We start from the raw sequence: 14,504 nt of genomic DNA on the forward strand, positions 1-14,504 counted from the left end.
TTCGCGCTTTTATAATCTTAGAGTGGGTTAATAAATAATTAGATGCTTATTTTCTTTTCGGTTATCAGGAAAAGGAAAGGCTTTTATTTTCATTATCTTTTTCGCCTTTTTAAGGGCGGCAGGCATTAGGGCTGGTTACGAGGTTTTGAAATGAATGATAAATATTTATTCAGTATAATAATACCTGTTTATAATGCTGAAAAGACGATTATGCGTACCCTGCAAAGTCTTCTCCTTCAGACATGCAAAGATTATGAAGTTATCCTGGTGAATGATGGCAGCAAAGATAACTGCGCCTCTGTTCTTGATGAATTTAAACACTATAAAAATTTTAATGTTATCTCGCAGAGTAATGCCGGCGTCAGCGCAGCGCGAAATGCAGGCCTGGAAGTGGCTACGGGAGAATACGTTATTTTTGTTGATGCTGATGACTGGGTTGATGATGACTTTCTGGCTATGTTTCATCAGCACCTTTCTCCGAGCGTTTCACAACCTGTTGATTTACTGGTGGGGAACCTCAGGTGCTCGCGCGTGGGTAGCCTTTCCACCTATGGCCATTTCGGCCATCAGTCTATTCCTGCTGTGCTGGATGAGCTTGAGTTAAGTGATAACATTGGCTATCTCCATAACAAGTGCTACAGAAGAAAGTTGCTTGAGGATCACCAGCTCCGCTTCACTAAAGGAATATCGATGAGTGAAGACCTGCTGTTTAATCTCAACTGTCTTTACTATGTCGATGATCTGTTTATTTTTGACAGTGCATCTTATCACTATGATGATGTGGAAAACTCGCTGTCGAAAAGACGCGTCCCGTATGAAGAATTGCTGGATCGTAAGCGTTACCTGACTGATCTGTATGAAAGGTTATTTGTTAAATATAAAAACGAGGATTTGTCGCTTTTCTCTACTGGTGTCACCAAACGTAAGCTCACCCTCGATATGCAAATCGTTACCGCCATGTATTACACCACGCTTAACATTAATGAAATCCGGAAAAGTATCAAACGGATCAAAGAGAAACGCTATCCGGCAAACGTACTGGCATTATTAAACAGAAGCGAGAAAGTGAAGTACCACGTCATGAATGTGAATGCCAGAGTGGCTTATCTGGTGTTGTATATGCTATTCAGATTACGGTTTTTTTAACTTCCGGCTTTGTCATTCAGTGTCGGGCCCTCGACGGAAATGGCGCATGTTTTGGCGGGGTGAATTTCCGTAGGGGGCTCTGTCATCGCGTCAGTATCTTGCTATTCCACGTTGGGTCAAATGTCGCAATGCTGAAAAGGGGCCGCGTTTTCACTGTCGCGCCGGTCCCCGATGCAGGGCAGGCATTGCATTCATTCCGCAGCCTGATCGTGAACGTCATAACGAAGATGACCGCGCGCAAACGCAAGGCGAGGCTGGAGATGGCGTTATGCATTGACCTTCAGGCCCGGAATAGCCGACGCAACCTGCTGAGTCGCTGCGTGAAAGCGCTTCCTTTAATGTGCACTATTCCCTGCGCGTCACAGCACTGGCAGGCCCGGGTGTGACTTCTCAGCACGTCTGAGTGGAAGTTATGGCCACGCGCCCGAATCGTGCTGACGACCTCAGAAAATATCTGCTGTCCATAACGCTTATCCGTCTCGTCGGCCGCTCCGTTTCTGCCACGTATCAGATAACGTCAGCATACTGAAGATCACACCCAGGTGTCTTTGCATGTTCGCCATGAAAAAACGCATTTAGTTCAGCTCTGGATTGCCAGAGGGATCCGAAATGCTCGACGTAGAGACGCGCCTTCAACGTGCTGAGCAGCACGATGTCAGCCCGACATGCTTCTCAGAGTGTAAGTAACATGGAATGTCTTTTTCATTCTTACCGATGCCCGTGCGTCACGAAGCGGTGAGCAGGGGGGAAATCAACGACATGCGGGTCAGATGACTGGTGGCTTTCTGGTTGCGGCAGTGACAGCGTTTGTTGTCGCACAGTTGAAAGCCATCGCTTACGCCAATCGGTTATCACCCAGCCTGGCCGCCGCTTTTGTGTCGCCAGGCGTCTTTGCGGGGAACAGCAGCAGGCCGATGTTGATGCTGGTCGAAGCGTTCATGGCGAATCCTGAACAGTGAAAAATGTTTCATCGCTTTTTCTTGTTAAAAGGCAACGCCTCTGAATCCAATACAGGAAAGGGCGCATGACTACAGAGGAGGAGATGGCGAATGCAACCGCTATCACAGGCAGGCTGTCATGCAGAAAGGGCGACTGGTCATGATGAACGTAGAAAATTCACTTTCTTGCGGTGCTAAGGCGCATTATGAGTGCTAAAACGTAAAAACCCCCGCCGAAGCGAGGGTTTCAAATTTTGGTGCCCGAACCCGGAATCGAACCAGGGACACGGGGATTTTCAATCCCCTGCTCTACCGACTGAGCTATTCGGGCAACGGGGCGCATTAAACCGTAAAGGCCGCAGGCCGTCAACGGCTTTCATGAAAAAACCCTGCAAAACGTGACTGATTGCCTGAATTTCAGTCAAAGGCGTTGAAACTCACGCCAGTGCGCCATTTTTACGGCACAGGGCAATGCTTAATATATCTTCCGCCAGACGTTTAGCGACATCCACATCCTGCACATTGCGCTTGATCAGCAGCTTGCTTAAGCAGCCTTCCAGCACCAGCTCCATTTGATCAGCCACCATACTCGGGTTATCCAGACCCAGCGCATTTAAAATAGTGTGGGTAAATTCCCAGGAGGCGCGCTTCTGTTTTTCTGCCAGTTGATGAATGGGTTGATCGGGATGCGGATAGAAGCTGCAGGCGGCGATAAACAGGCAGCCGGGAAAGCGTCCCTTGGTGACATGCTCATTTAACCCTTCGTAGCGCGCCATTAACTTCTGTTCGGGTCGCAGTGCGCTGTTTTGTAATACCTCTTGTCGCCAGCTGTCGATTTGCTGGGCATGAAACTGCAATGCGTCGTAGAGCAGTGCGTCGCGGTCAGCCCAGAACTGCTCAAGTTGCTGCTCGCTGAGTCGCATCTCTTCGGCCAGGATTTTCAGCGACGAGGTGGACGCTAAGCCATTTTGTTCAAGCACATTTAATGCATGGTCAAGTATCTGTTCACGTTGCAAACCGTTCTCCTCTGCGATGCAGGCCCGTTCAGGTCAACGGGCTGTGTCCAGGTTCCAGTGTTGTTTACTCACGCAGTTTCTGCAAATGTTCGTCAAAATCCTTTGGCTTCAGGAAACCGGTGATACGTGAACCGGGAATTTCTTTTCCCTGAGCATCAAAGAATAAAATCGTGGGCAGCCCCAGCACGTGAAGATGCTGCAACAGCGCATTGTCGGTAGCCGTGTTCGCCGTGACGTTAGCCTGTAACAGCTGGACATCCTTAAGACTGGCACGTACCGCACTGTCGCTAAAGGTATACTTCTCAAACTCTTTACAGGCCACGCACCAGTCCGCGTACAAATCCACCATCGTCATGCGGCCCTGTGTGTGTTGCAGCGCCTGATCTAACTGGCTAACCGTTTGAACAGACTGAAAGGGAAGGTGCGCGACAGTTTGCTGTGGCGCGTCATTGCCAAACGCCCAGTCCTGCAAAGGGCGAGCGCTGATCAGGGCGGCGATCAGCATGAGCATTTGCACGATGCGCCATTTGCCGCCGCTGGCGCGCAGGCTGGCACTGAAGGCCCACGCAAAAAAGGCGACGCCCAGCAGGCTCCATAAGCGCACGCCCCACAGCTCACCCAGCACCCGTTCCAGCAGGAAAACCGGCAGCGCGAGAATAACGAACCCAAACCCTTCCTTGACGGTCTGCATCCAGGGGCCGCTTTTAGGCAGGAAGCGGCTACCGAACAGCGTCACGGCAATCAGCGGTAAGCCCATACCGATGGCATACAGCCACAATGTACCGGCACCCGCCAGCAGGTTACCGCTCTGTGCGATATAGAGCAGGATGGCACTGAGCGGCGCGGTGGTGCAGGGGGAACAAATTAAACCTGCCAGCGCGCCCATCAGGAAAACGCCGGGCAGTGAGCCGCCCTGCTGACGGTTGCTCCACAGCGTCAGACGGGTTTGTACGCTGGCGGGTAACTGTAGCGAAAACAGGCCAAACATCGACATGGCCAGCACTACAAACAGCACGGATAAACCGATCAGGACATAGGGATGCTGTAAGGCCGCCTGAAAACGCAGGCCAGCCGCGGCGACTGTCACGCCGAGCAAGGTATAGGTAAGCGCCATTCCTTGCACATAAACCAGGGCCAGCGCGAACAGGCGACCCAGCGAGTTGTTACGCTTACCGCCAAGGATAATGCCCGAAATCAGGGGATACATCGGTAAGACGCAGGGCGTAAATGCCACACCGATACCAATCAGCAACGCCCACAATGGCGAAAAGGGGAGCGGGCTGGCGGTGGCGGGCGGGCGCTCCCCTGAGTCTGCATCCGCGCTGGCGACAACGGGCGTGAGTGGAATGCTGCGCGTTTCAGGTGGATAACAGAAGCCAGCGGCAGCACAGCCCTGATACGTTACGCTCAGCGTACTGCCCCTGGCGGCCTGTTGCAGCGTGACGGGCACGTTCAGGTTCTGCGGATAAATCTCGCTCTTACCAAAAAATTCATCTTCGTGTGGCTGACCCGCTGGCAAGGCCACAGGCGCGATACGCGCATTGTTGGCGACGACCCTGATTTGCTGGCGGTAGAGATAGTAGCCGTCTTTAACCTTCCAGTGCAGATTGAGCTGTGCGCCCTGTTGATCGAAATCAAAAGCAAAAGCCTGGTCGACGGGCAAAAAGCGGCTGGTGGTTTTGGGGGCAAACAGGTCTGCCTGCGCCTGCAGGCAGATAAACAGGGCCAGTATCAGGGTAATTAAGCGAGCGATGCGTGCAGCCATGACAAGTATTCACTGTCTCCATGTTGAACCGGAAGCACCAGCAGTTCTGGTACGTCATAAGGATGTGAGCGCTTAAGCAGATCGAGCAATGCCTGCTGATGAGCTGTATCGCATTTGAGTAACATCTGAACTTCGCTGGCCTGCTCCAGCTGGCCCTGCCAGACGTAGTACGAGGTGGCACCCGGTAAAAGGGTGACACAGGCGGCCAGTCTGGCCTTCAGCGCCTGGGTGGCAAGCTGCTGCGCGCACGCCTGGTCAGGGGCGGTGCAGAGGATGACAACGGCATTCATCATGAGGCTCCTGTTGAAAATCGCGTCGATGATAGCACGTTCACTGTGCGGTCGGGACTACAGCAGCAGCCCACCAAAAATAAAGCCGAACACGACAGACAGGGTGATGGCCAGCACGCCGGGAATGATAAAGGCATGGTTGAACACGAACTTACCGATTCGGGTCGAGCCAGTGTCATCCATCTCAACGGCGGCTAACAGTGTGGGATAGGTCGGTAACACAAACAGCGCTGACACGGCGGCAAAAGAAGCGATAGCTGTCAAAGGGGTGACGCCAAGGGCTAACGCCGCAGGCAGCAGGGCTTTCGCGGTTGCTGCCTGAGAATAGAGCAGCATCGAAGAAAAGAACAATACCAGCGCCAGCATCCACGGATAGGTTTTTAAGGTATCCCCCGCCAGCATCTGGATATCAGCCAGATGGGCTTTGACGAAGGTATCGCCGAGCCAGGCTACGCCCATGACGCAGACGCAGGCACTCATACCGGATTTAAACGTACTGGCGCTCAGAATCGCGCCGCTGTCAATATTACAGGTCAGACTAATCAACGTGGCAATAGTGAGCATAAATACCACAATCGCTTCGTTGCGCGGCAGGGGCGGATTGACGATCAGGTTTACGCTTTCGCTGGTAATGGTCGCATAGATCACCACGGCAGCAATCCCGACCAGGAACAGCAGGACAGACTTTCTGGCGCCAGGTCTGGCGTGATAGACGGTTTCCCCACGCAGGGCCACGTCGCCTTTCGCCAGGCGAGCCTGATAAACGGCGTCATCTTTCAGCTCTTTTCCCAGGAAGTTAGTGACCAGCGCGGCAAGAAACAGCCCAACCATGGTAGCCGGAATGGCGATGGCCAGCAGCATGATATAGCTTACGCCGCGCGGTTCGAGCAGCGTGGCAAAGAAGACGACCGCCGCCGAGATTGGCGAGGCGGTAATGGCAACCTGAGATGCGACAACCGCCATCGACAGCGGACGAGAAGGACGCACGCCTTGCTCCTTCGCCACCTCGGCGATGACCGGCAGGGTAGAGAAGGCGGTATGACCGGTGCCCGCCAGCAGCGTCATTACATAGGTGACCAGAGGGGCAAGAAAGGTGACATAACGGGGATGACGACGCAGCAGGCGTTCGGCAAGGCTGACCAGGTAGTCCATGCCGCCAGCAACCTGCATGGCCGCAATCGCCGCGATGACCGCCATGATGATTTCAATCACATCAAACGGAATGGCACCTGGCTTCATACCAAAGCCAAGCGTCAGGATGAGCACGCCCATGCCGCCCGCAAAGCCAATCCCGATCCCGCCAAGACGCGCGCCCAGCCAGATCGCCAGTACCACGATAAACAGTTCAACCAGGAACATGTGCCACTCCCGAAATGATGATGAGCCGAAAAGCAAACCCATCCTTTTAACAAACAAAAAGGCACATCGTTTTGATTACGATGTGCCTTTTACACCAGTAAGCGCAATTACGCCTTACTGTTCGTTTTCATCGGTATAGCGTTTCGCCTTGTAAACCGGATACATCAGGTTTTGCACAGAGAAAATATCATCCAGCTCGCTTTCGGTCAGCAGGCCGCGCTCCAGCACCACCTCGCGCACGCTTTTGCCGGTTTCGGCGCAAATTTTACCCACGATGTCACCATTATGGTGGCCGATATAGGGGTTCAGATAGGTCACAATCCCAATGGAGTTAAACACGTAGGCTTCGCAGACCGCTTTGTTCGCCGTGATACCGTTGACGCATTTTTCCAGCAGGTTATAGCAGGCGTTGGTCAGAATGCTGATCGATTCAAACAGCGCCTGACCGATGACCGGCTCCATGACGTTGAGCTGAAGCTGGCCGGCTTCCGACGCCATCGTGACCGTCGTATCGTTACCAATCACCTTAAAGCACACCTGATTAACGACTTCAGGCACCACCGGATTCACTTTGGCAGGCATGATGGAGGAACCGGCTTGCAGCTCCGGCAGGTTAATCTCGTTCAGGCCCGCGCGTGGACCGGAAGAAAGCAGGCGCAGGTCATTACAGATCTTCGACAGTTTGACAGCCAGGCGTTTGAGTGATGAATGCACCATGACATAGGCGCCGCAGTCTGAAGTGGCTTCGATCAGGTCTTCGGCGGGCACTACCGCGAGGTTGCTGACTTCCGCCAGTTTCTGCACCGCCAGCTGCTGGTAACCGTCCGGCGTGTTCAGGCGCGTACCGATAGCGGTTGCGCCCAGGTTCACTTCCAGCAGCAGTTCGCCAGTGCGCAAAATGCTTTTCGTCTCTTCATTCAGCAGAACGCTGTAGGCATGGAACTCCTGGCCCAGCGTCATCGGCACCGCATCCTGTAGCTGGGTACGGCCCATTTTTAAAATGGTCTGGAATTCATCGGCTTTACGCTGAAACCCGTCCGCTAACTGACTGATACCGTCGAGCAGTTTCAGCAGTGAGCTGTACACGGCAATACGAAAACCCGTCGGATAGGCATCGTTAGTGGACTGGCATTTATTCACGTGGTCGTTCGGGTTCAGATACTGATATTCGCCTTTTTGATGCCCCATCAGTTCCAGACCAATATTCGCCAGTACCTCATTGGTATTCATATTCACCGAGGTGCCTGCGCCGCCCTGATAAACATCAACCGGAAACTGATCCATGCAGCGACCGTTGTTCAGCACTTCATCGCAGGCCTGAATAATGGTGTTGGCGATATCACGCGGTAAGGTTTGTAGCTCTTTGTTTGCCATCGCCGCGGCTTTTTTCACCATCACCATGCCGCGAACAAACTCAGGAATGTCACTGATTTTGCTGTTGCTGATGTAAAAGTTTTCAATCGCACGCAAAGTATGAACGCCATAGTAAGCATCCGCCGGAACTTCACGCATGCCTAACAGGTCTTCTTCGATACGAATGTTGTTCGCCATGATAACCTTCTTGTTGTCACTGCTAACCATCGCAGATGATGTGTTTGTTTTGTGGGGAAGCGCCAGAACCGCTATTTTATCCGTATTCAGGCAGGTGAGCACGATCCTATTCTGACAGAGACGCAAAGCGCGAACAGAGATCACCTGTCTGGCCGCGTTACGTTAACAATATGTGAAATCGCTCACAAAAATAACCCGTAAGCAAAAATTTGCCGGGTGCGGTTGAAATTGACGATCAGAATAACCATCTCTGTTTTTTACCTTTTTCACATCCATATTCCACGCTGTCGGGTTAACGACCGGGCAGCCTGACTCACAGGAGAATCCGGTGCGCTGGTTACCTTTAGTGATCTTTTTCGTACTGGCCTGGATTGAGATCTCACTTTTCATTCAGGTTGCACACGTCCTGGGCGTGCTGCTCACCATGCTGCTGGTGGTTTTCACCTCCTGCATTGGCGTGTCTTTAGTCAAAAATCAGGGCATGAAAAACTTTATGCTGATGCAGGAGAAGCTGGCACGTAATGAAAGCCCGGCACAGGAGATGATCAAAAGCGTTTCGCTGATCATTGCCGGTTTCCTGCTGCTGCTGCCTGGTTTCTTTACCGATATGCTGGGGCTGCTTCTGCTGCTGCCACCGGTGCAAAAGCACCTCACGCTGAAGCTGATGCCGCATTTGCGCGTCTGGCGCGGGCCGGGAGCGGGCCCGGACAGTGGCTATACCATGGATGGCGAGTACGAACGTAAAGATACCGATCGTCTTGAACACCATGACGATCCTAAGGATCGTTAATTCCCACCCTGCGCGACGTCGGGTCGCGCTTTTTGTTTGTTCGCCCGCCCGTTTGCCACCTTTGTTCAAAAAGTCATCAGTCGCATCATCAGGCAAAAAAAATTTGTAGGTTCCCCCCTTGAAAGAGGGAAAGCGCGGCCCTATCTCTCTGGTCACGAGGCCGGAAGCCACACAGCCCGGTATTCAACCCAAAAATGAATGATTGGACTTCTCAAAGGAGAGCTATCAAATGAAAATTCGTCCATTACACGATCGCGTAATCGTGAAGCGTAAAGAAGTGGAAGCTAAGTCAGCGGGTGGCATCGTGCTGACCGGTTCTGCTGCAGGCAAATCCACGCGCGGTGAAGTGCTGGCTGTGGGTAAAGGCCGTATTCTTGAAAGTGGCGAAGTGAAGCCGCTGGATGTGAAAGTGGGTGACGTTGTGATTTTCAGCGAAGGCTACGGTGCCAAAACGGAGAAAATCGACAATGAAGAAGTCCTGATCATCTCTGAAAGCGACATTCTGGCGATTGTTGAAGCGTAAGTTTTACGCGTAATTCACTGAACGAAACGAATTTAAGGGAAATTTGAAATGGCAGCTAAAGACGTAAAATTCGGTAATGACGCACGCGTAAAAATGTTGCGTGGCGTAAACGTACTGGCAGATGCAGTAAAAGTTACCCTGGGTCCTAAAGGCCGTAACGTAGTTCTGGATAAATCTTTTGGTGCACCGACCATCACGAAAGATGGCGTTTCTGTTGCGCGTGAAATCGAGCTGGAAGACAAGTTCGAAAACATGGGTGCGCAGATGGTGAAAGAAGTTGCCTCTAAAGCCAACGATGCGGCGGGCGACGGTACCACCACGGCAACCGTACTGGCGCAGTCCATCATCACCGAAGGCCTGAAGGCCGTTGCGGCGGGCATGAACCCGATGGATCTGAAGCGCGGTATCGACCAGGCGGTTGTTGCTGCAGTTGAAGAACTGAAAAAACTGTCTGTGCCTTGCTCAGACTCTAAAGCGATTGCGCAGGTGGGTACCATCTCTGCAAACTCTGATGAAACCGTCGGTACCCTGATCGCGCAGGCGATGGAAAAAGTGGGTAAAGAAGGTGTTATCACCGTTGAAGAAGGCACCGGTCTGCAAGACGAGCTGGACGTGGTTGAAGGTATGCAGTTCGACCGCGGTTACCTGTCTCCGTACTTCATCAACAAGCCAGAAACAGGCGCAGTAGAACTGGAATCCCCGTTCATCCTGCTGGCTGACAAGAAAATTTCTAACATTCGCGAAATGCTGCCAGTGCTGGAAGCCGTTGCGAAAGCAGGCAAACCGCTGCTGATCATCGCGGAAGACGTAGAGGGCGAAGCGCTGGCTACCCTGGTGGTGAACACCATGCGTGGTATCGTGAAAGTGGCTGCGGTTAAAGCACCTGGCTTCGGCGATCGTCGTAAAGCGATGCTGCAGGATATCGCTATCCTGACTGGCGGTACCGTTATCTCTGAAGAGATCGGTATGGAGCTGGAAAAAGCTGCGCTGGAAGATCTGGGTCAGGCGAAGCGTGTGGTTATCAATAAAGACACCACCACTATCATCGATGGCGTGGGTGAAGAAAGCACCATCCAGGGCCGCGTTACCCAGATTCGTCAGCAGATCGAAGAAGCGACCTCTGACTACGACAAAGAAAAACTGCAGGAGCGTGTGGCTAAACTGGCAGGCGGCGTAGCCGTACTGAAAGTAGGCGCAGCGACTGAAGTTGAAATGAAAGAGAAGAAAGCGCGCGTTGAAGATGCCCTGCACGCAACCCGTGCTGCGGTTGAGGAAGGCGTGGTTGCTGGTGGTGGTGTGGCGCTGGTTCGTGTGGCAGCACAGCTGTCAGAACTGCGTGGCCAGAACGAAGACCAGAACGTGGGTATCAAAGTTGCGCTGCGCGCAATGGAAGCTCCGCTGCGTCAAATCGTTTCTAACGCCGGTGAAGAGCCTTCTGTTGTTGCCAACAACGTGAAAGCGGGCGACGGTAACTACGGTTACAACGCGCAGACTGAAGAATACGGCAACATGATCGACTTCGGTATTCTGGACCCAACCAAAGTGACCCGTTCTGCACTGCAGTACGCGGCGTCGGTTGCTGGCCTGATGATCACCACCGAATGTATGGTCACTGACCTGCCGAAAAGCGATGCGCCAGATTTAGGTGCAGGCGCTGGCGGTATGGGTGGCATGGGCGGAATGGGCGGCATGATGTAATTGCCCCCTGACCCTTGCGTCACAGGAACCCCCGATCGGAAACGGTCGGGGGTTTTTCTTTTGCTGAGGAAAAGGTATAAGTAGTGGCGCAACGGTTACGTTGGCACGGATTAGGGCAATGAATGTGCAGAAAAAATGCGTGTTTTTCTGCTACGCTGCCATCCGACTCTGATGATAATAAATGGGGATTATAATGCGGATTAACCTCTTGCTCGGTCTGACGGCTGGCGCGTTATTGCTTGCGGGCTGCAGCAGCTCAACCGAACTCTCTTCTGCAGGTCAGCGCGTCACCTTTACCGATCAGCAGCCTGGCAAACAGTGTCAGCTTCTGGGCACCCTGACCGGCTCACAAAGTAACTGGTTAAGCGGAGCCGGTGGTGAAACCAGCGCACTGCGTGGTGCGGCTAACGATCTGCGTAACCGTGCAGCAGAAATGGGCGGTAACGTGATTTACGGTGCGACCAGCCCGACACAAAACCTGCTTTCAGCGTTTGCACCACTCGACAGTAAAATGACCGGCCAGGTTTATAAGTGCCCTAACTGATCGGGCAATGAACTGGCAAGATTTCTGAGACGACCGGCCCGCGTGCCGGTCGTTTTTTTATGCGTGGATGAAATGTAAGAGGCTGTATTTGCTTGAAGTGCAACCGTTCCGCGAGGCTTTGCTTCAGTGCCGAAACAGGGCTTGTCAGGGCCGGATTATTCCTGCCGAAGTTGCAGATCCAGGGGGGTTTTACTGGGCTCACCCCCGATTTCGCGCGCCAGCTTCGGTACCAAATAACCGGAGACCAAAGGCAGCAGATCGCGCATCAGGGCACGCGCGTCCTGATCCGAAACATAGAAATGCGCCGCGCCCTGCACTTTATCCAGTACGTGCAGGTAGTAGGGCAGAATGCCCGCATCAAACAGTGCGTTGCTCAATGCCGCAAGGCATTGCGCCCGATCGTTCACGCCGCGCAGCAACACGCTCTGATTGAGTAACGTTACGCCAGCGCGCTTAAGGCGCGTCATGGCGTCGCAGAGGGCGTCATCGATCTCGTTGGCATGATTGATGTGGGTGACCATCAGAACCTGCAGGCGCGTTTCCGCCAGCGTCTGACAGAGCGCCTGCGTAATGCGCGCAGGGATCACCACCGGCAGTCGGCTGTGAATGCGTAACCGTTTCAGATGGGGAATGGCAGCCAGCGCCTCAATCAGCCAGGCGAGTTCATGATCTTTCGCCATTAACGGATCGCCGCCAGAAAAGATGATCTCATCCAGTTCAGGGTGATCGGCAATATAATCAAGCGCTGCCTGCCAGTTACGCTTATTGCCCTGATTATCCTGATAAGGAAAATGACGGCGGAAGCAGTAACGGCAATTCACGGCGCAGCCACCTTTGACCAGCAGCAGGGCCCGGTTTTGGTATTTGTGCAGTAATCCCGGCACCACGCTGTTTTGCTCATCTAACGGATCGGTGCTATAACCTGGCGCTTCAATGAATTCCTGGCGGCTGGTCAATACCTGAAGCAAAAGGGGATCCTGCGCATCGCCTTTTTTCATCCGCTGGATAAATGCGCGCGGCACGCGCAGGGCAAAAAGCCGACGTGCATCGCTGCCAGCAGCCAGATCCGGAAGATGATCGAGCGCTAAAAGTTGCAGTAATTCATGAGGATCAGTGACAACATCAGCAAGTTGCTGCAACCAATCTTCTCTGGAAGGGGAATTTAGGGTTACAATGTGTGCCATTTTTTTGGCTATTACCAGTTAATATCTACAGAGGGCCTTTATGGCGACTTATCTTAGCAACGATTTCCGTACCGGTCTTAAAATCATGTTCGAAGGCGAACCTTATGCCATCGAATCAAGCGAGTTTGTTAAGCCGGGTAAAGGTCAGGCGTTTGCACGTGTAAAAATGCGTCGTCTGCTGACCGGTTCACGCGTTGAGAAAACCTTCAAATCAACCGATTCTGCCGAAGGCGCAGACGTGAAGGATATGACGCTGCAGTACTCTTACAACGACGGCGATTTCTACTACTTCATGCACCCGGAAAGCTTTGAGCAGTACCAGGTTGAAGCTAAAGTGCTGGATGAAGTACAGAAGTGGTTGCAGGACAATGCGGAGTGTATCGTAACCTTGTGGAACGATAAACCGATTGCAGTTCAGCCACCGAACTTTATCGAAGCGGAAGTGATTGAAACTGACCCAGGCCTGAAAGGCGATACCGCGGGTACAGGCGGCAAGCCTGCCACGCTGTCTACCGGCGCCGTCATTAAAGTACCTTTATTCGTTCAGATTGGCGAGGTGGTGAAAGTGGACACCCGCTCTGGCGAATACGTTTCACGCGTAAAATAATCCTGAGAGGCGCATCCTGTGATGCGCCTTTTTTATGTGAGTTTCAACAATGAAAAAACTGGCAAAACTTATCGCGCTGGCGTTGCTGGTCTCTTCTGGACTGAGCGCCTGTAATACCTTTCACGGTTTTGGCGAGGATGTCTCTCACCTGGGTGGGGCTATTTCTCGCGCCGCGAAGTAACACGGCAGAATTTCCTTTTTTCAGCGGGTTAGGCTCGCAACGTGGCGTAATCGGTCTATGCTTTAAAAGCTGTACTTTTAATGCAACGTAAAAAAGGAACTGGCTTATGTTAAAGAAAAGTATTGTTGCGATTTTTTCTGTGGTGATGTTATCAGCATTGTTGTCAGGCTGTAATACCACGCGTGGCGTTGGCGAAGACGTTGAAGCAGGCGGTCAGGCGATTCAACGTAGCGCGCAGTAAGCTCCAAAAACCGGTACGAACGTCTTTCGTACCGGCTTTATTTTCTCTTCTATCCCTGTTTAACCCAAATCAACTCATCCACCGGGAAACCGGCCTGACGTGCCTGCTGTACCAGTTTTTGCTTCACGTCGTCGTCCAACTGCGGCGTGCGGGACAGAATCCATAAATAGTGGCGGTTAGGTCCGCAGACCAGCGCATAGCGGTAGTCGGGATCCAGCGCAATAACGTTATAGCCACCGTAAAAGGGGCCAAAGAAAGAAACTTTGAGCGCGGCGCGTTGTTTGTCGCCGGTAAAGTAAGCTTTGCCCACGCTCTCCTGCCAGCGCTGCTTTTTCGGGTTATAGCCGCGGTTAACCACCTTGAGGCCGCCGTCTTCCCGAGGACTGTAGTTTGCCGTCACCTGTTCAAGACCGCGTTCAAAGCCGTGATTCAGCCGGGCAATCTCATACCATTGACCGAGATAACGCTCACTGTCGAAGTGTTCAACGACGGTAACATTCTTCGGCGGTGTGGTTGAGCAGGCAACGGACAAGAAGGTACTCAGGCTGGCGACCAGTGTTTTCCATGGAGACATAAAAAGATTCCTTTGTTATTTAACCTGTTAATTATAGAACCCGGCCAGTTTATTGGACAGTTTTGCGCCATGATTGTCTGGCACCGCCATTGCGAGT

The 14,504-nt window shown here is 52.6% G+C and carries 16 protein-coding genes and 1 tRNA gene; 9 read left to right on the forward strand and 8 right to left on the reverse strand.

What is annotated here, in order from left to right:
• The first annotated feature begins 150 nt into the window (after nt 1-150).
• On the forward strand, nt 151-1,146 hold the full coding sequence (locus C7434_RS11900; RefSeq protein ID WP_133745495.1) for a glycosyltransferase: 996 nt from the start codon (nt 151-153) through the stop codon (nt 1,144-1,146).
• Between the two features lie 770 nt (nt 1,147-1,916).
• Complete coding sequence (locus tag C7434_RS11905) at nt 1,917-2,105, forward strand: hypothetical protein (RefSeq protein ID WP_033739138.1); 189 nt, start codon at nt 1,917-1,919, stop codon at nt 2,103-2,105.
• Between the two features lie 234 nt (nt 2,106-2,339).
• Here C7434_RS11905 and C7434_RS11910 read toward each other — a convergent pair.
• The 6 genes from C7434_RS11910 to aspA form a co-directional block, all read right to left on the reverse strand.
• A tRNA-Phe gene (locus C7434_RS11910) sits at nt 2,340-2,415 on the reverse strand.
• A gap of 106 nt (nt 2,416-2,521) precedes the next feature.
• Nucleotides 2,522-3,100 carry a transcriptional regulator gene (locus C7434_RS11915; RefSeq protein WP_006121703.1) on the reverse strand — a complete coding sequence of 193 codons (579 nt, stop codon included), beginning with the start codon at nt 3,098-3,100 and terminating at the stop codon, nt 2,522-2,524.
• Between the two features lie 64 nt (nt 3,101-3,164).
• The gene (locus C7434_RS11920; protein WP_058707929.1) at nt 3,165-4,865 is read right to left on the reverse strand and encodes a protein-disulfide reductase DsbD; all 1,701 of its coding nucleotides are present in this window, start codon (nt 4,863-4,865) and stop codon (nt 3,165-3,167) included.
• Nucleotides 4,841-5,155, reverse strand: coding sequence for a divalent cation tolerance protein CutA (cutA, locus tag C7434_RS11925; RefSeq protein ID WP_006121705.1), 315 nt, complete (start codon nt 5,153-5,155; stop codon nt 4,841-4,843). Before cutA ends, C7434_RS11920 begins: the two co-directional genes overlap by 25 nt.
• A gap of 57 nt (nt 5,156-5,212) precedes the next feature.
• A complete protein-coding gene (locus C7434_RS11930) occupies nt 5,213-6,514 on the reverse strand; it encodes an anaerobic C4-dicarboxylate transporter (protein WP_110267952.1) in 1,302 nt (433 codons plus the stop codon).
• A 114-nt stretch (nt 6,515-6,628) separates the two neighbouring features.
• The gene (gene aspA / locus C7434_RS11935) at nt 6,629-8,065 is read right to left on the reverse strand and encodes an aspartate ammonia-lyase (RefSeq protein WP_033739147.1); all 1,437 of its coding nucleotides are present in this window, start codon (nt 8,063-8,065) and stop codon (nt 6,629-6,631) included.
• Nucleotides 8,066-8,393: 328 nt separating this feature from the next.
• Between aspA and C7434_RS11940 the strand changes: the two genes are divergently transcribed.
• The 4 genes from C7434_RS11940 to C7434_RS11955 all read left to right on the forward strand — a co-directional run bounded on the left by C7434_RS11940 (nt 8,394) and on the right by C7434_RS11955 (nt 11,620).
• Entirely contained in the window at nt 8,394-8,855 is a 462-nt protein-coding gene (locus tag C7434_RS11940) for an FxsA family protein (RefSeq protein WP_006121708.1), read from the forward strand.
• A gap of 229 nt (nt 8,856-9,084) precedes the next feature.
• A complete protein-coding gene (locus tag C7434_RS11945) occupies nt 9,085-9,378 on the forward strand; it encodes a co-chaperone GroES (protein WP_006121709.1) in 294 nt (97 codons plus the stop codon).
• Between the two features lie 48 nt (nt 9,379-9,426).
• Entirely contained in the window at nt 9,427-11,076 is a 1,650-nt protein-coding gene (groL, locus tag C7434_RS11950) for a chaperonin GroEL (RefSeq protein WP_006121710.1), read from the forward strand.
• 193 nt (nt 11,077-11,269) lie between these two features.
• Nucleotides 11,270-11,620: a DUF4156 domain-containing protein gene (locus tag C7434_RS11955; RefSeq protein ID WP_006121711.1), complete on the forward strand. Its 351-nt coding sequence runs from the start codon at nt 11,270-11,272 to the stop codon at nt 11,618-11,620.
• Between the two features lie 155 nt (nt 11,621-11,775).
• Here the strand turns inward: C7434_RS11955 and epmB are convergent, their stop codons facing one another.
• The gene (gene epmB, locus C7434_RS11960; protein WP_033739151.1) at nt 11,776-12,804 is read right to left on the reverse strand and encodes an EF-P beta-lysylation protein EpmB; all 1,029 of its coding nucleotides are present in this window, start codon (nt 12,802-12,804) and stop codon (nt 11,776-11,778) included.
• A gap of 40 nt (nt 12,805-12,844) precedes the next feature.
• On the opposite strand from epmB, the gene efp reads away from it, so the two are divergent.
• From efp to C7434_RS11975, 3 genes are all read left to right on the forward strand, one after another.
• A complete protein-coding gene (gene efp, locus C7434_RS11965) occupies nt 12,845-13,411 on the forward strand; it encodes an elongation factor P (RefSeq protein ID WP_006121713.1) in 567 nt (188 codons plus the stop codon).
• A 49-nt stretch (nt 13,412-13,460) separates the two neighbouring features.
• The gene (locus C7434_RS11970) at nt 13,461-13,592 is read left to right on the forward strand and encodes an entericidin A/B family lipoprotein (RefSeq protein ID WP_006121714.1); all 132 of its coding nucleotides are present in this window, start codon (nt 13,461-13,463) and stop codon (nt 13,590-13,592) included.
• 106 nt (nt 13,593-13,698) lie between these two features.
• Nucleotides 13,699-13,833 (forward strand): entericidin A/B family lipoprotein, encoded by a 135-nt coding sequence (locus C7434_RS11975; RefSeq protein ID WP_006121715.1) that lies wholly within the window; start codon nt 13,699-13,701, stop codon nt 13,831-13,833.
• A 49-nt stretch (nt 13,834-13,882) separates the two neighbouring features.
• On the opposite strand, the gene C7434_RS11980 is transcribed toward C7434_RS11975, so the two are convergent.
• The gene (locus C7434_RS11980) at nt 13,883-14,407 is read right to left on the reverse strand and encodes a lipocalin family protein (protein WP_033739153.1); all 525 of its coding nucleotides are present in this window, start codon (nt 14,405-14,407) and stop codon (nt 13,883-13,885) included.
• Nucleotides 14,408-14,504 lie beyond the last annotated feature (97 nt).

The sequence above is a fragment of the Pantoea sp. PNA 14-12 genome, assembly GCF_004364735.1.
In the GTDB taxonomy this organism is placed as follows: Bacteria; Pseudomonadota; Gammaproteobacteria; order Enterobacterales; family Enterobacteriaceae; genus Pantoea; species Pantoea stewartii.

Coding starts and splice junctions, on each gene's coding strand:
- C7434_RS11900 (WP_133745495.1), top strand. CDS start 151: ATGAATGATAAATATTTATTCAGTATAATAATACCTGTTTATAATGCT.
- C7434_RS11905 (WP_033739138.1), top strand. CDS start 1,917: ATGACTGGTGGCTTTCTGGTTGCGGCAGTGACAGCGTTTGTTGTCGCA.
- C7434_RS11920 (WP_058707929.1), bottom strand. CDS start 4,865: ATGGCTGCACGCATCGCTCGCTTAATTACCCTGATACTGGCCCTGTTT.
- cutA (WP_006121705.1), bottom strand. CDS start 5,155: ATGAATGCCGTTGTCATCCTCTGCACCGCCCCTGACCAGGCGTGCGCG.
- C7434_RS11930 (WP_110267952.1), bottom strand. CDS start 6,514: ATGTTCCTGGTTGAACTGTTTATCGTGGTACTGGCGATCTGGCTGGGC.
- aspA (WP_033739147.1), bottom strand. CDS start 8,065: ATGGCGAACAACATTCGTATCGAAGAAGACCTGTTAGGCATGCGTGAA.
- C7434_RS11945 (WP_006121709.1), top strand. CDS start 9,085: ATGAAAATTCGTCCATTACACGATCGCGTAATCGTGAAGCGTAAAGAA.
- groL (WP_006121710.1), top strand. CDS start 9,427: ATGGCAGCTAAAGACGTAAAATTCGGTAATGACGCACGCGTAAAAATG.
- C7434_RS11955 (WP_006121711.1), top strand. CDS start 11,270: ATGCGGATTAACCTCTTGCTCGGTCTGACGGCTGGCGCGTTATTGCTT.
- epmB (WP_033739151.1), bottom strand. CDS start 12,804: ATGGCACACATTGTAACCCTAAATTCCCCTTCCAGAGAAGATTGGTTG.
- efp (WP_006121713.1), top strand. CDS start 12,845: ATGGCGACTTATCTTAGCAACGATTTCCGTACCGGTCTTAAAATCATG.
- C7434_RS11970 (WP_006121714.1), top strand. CDS start 13,461: ATGAAAAAACTGGCAAAACTTATCGCGCTGGCGTTGCTGGTCTCTTCT.
- C7434_RS11975 (WP_006121715.1), top strand. CDS start 13,699: ATGTTAAAGAAAAGTATTGTTGCGATTTTTTCTGTGGTGATGTTATCA.
- C7434_RS11980 (WP_033739153.1), bottom strand. CDS start 14,407: ATGTCTCCATGGAAAACACTGGTCGCCAGCCTGAGTACCTTCTTGTCC.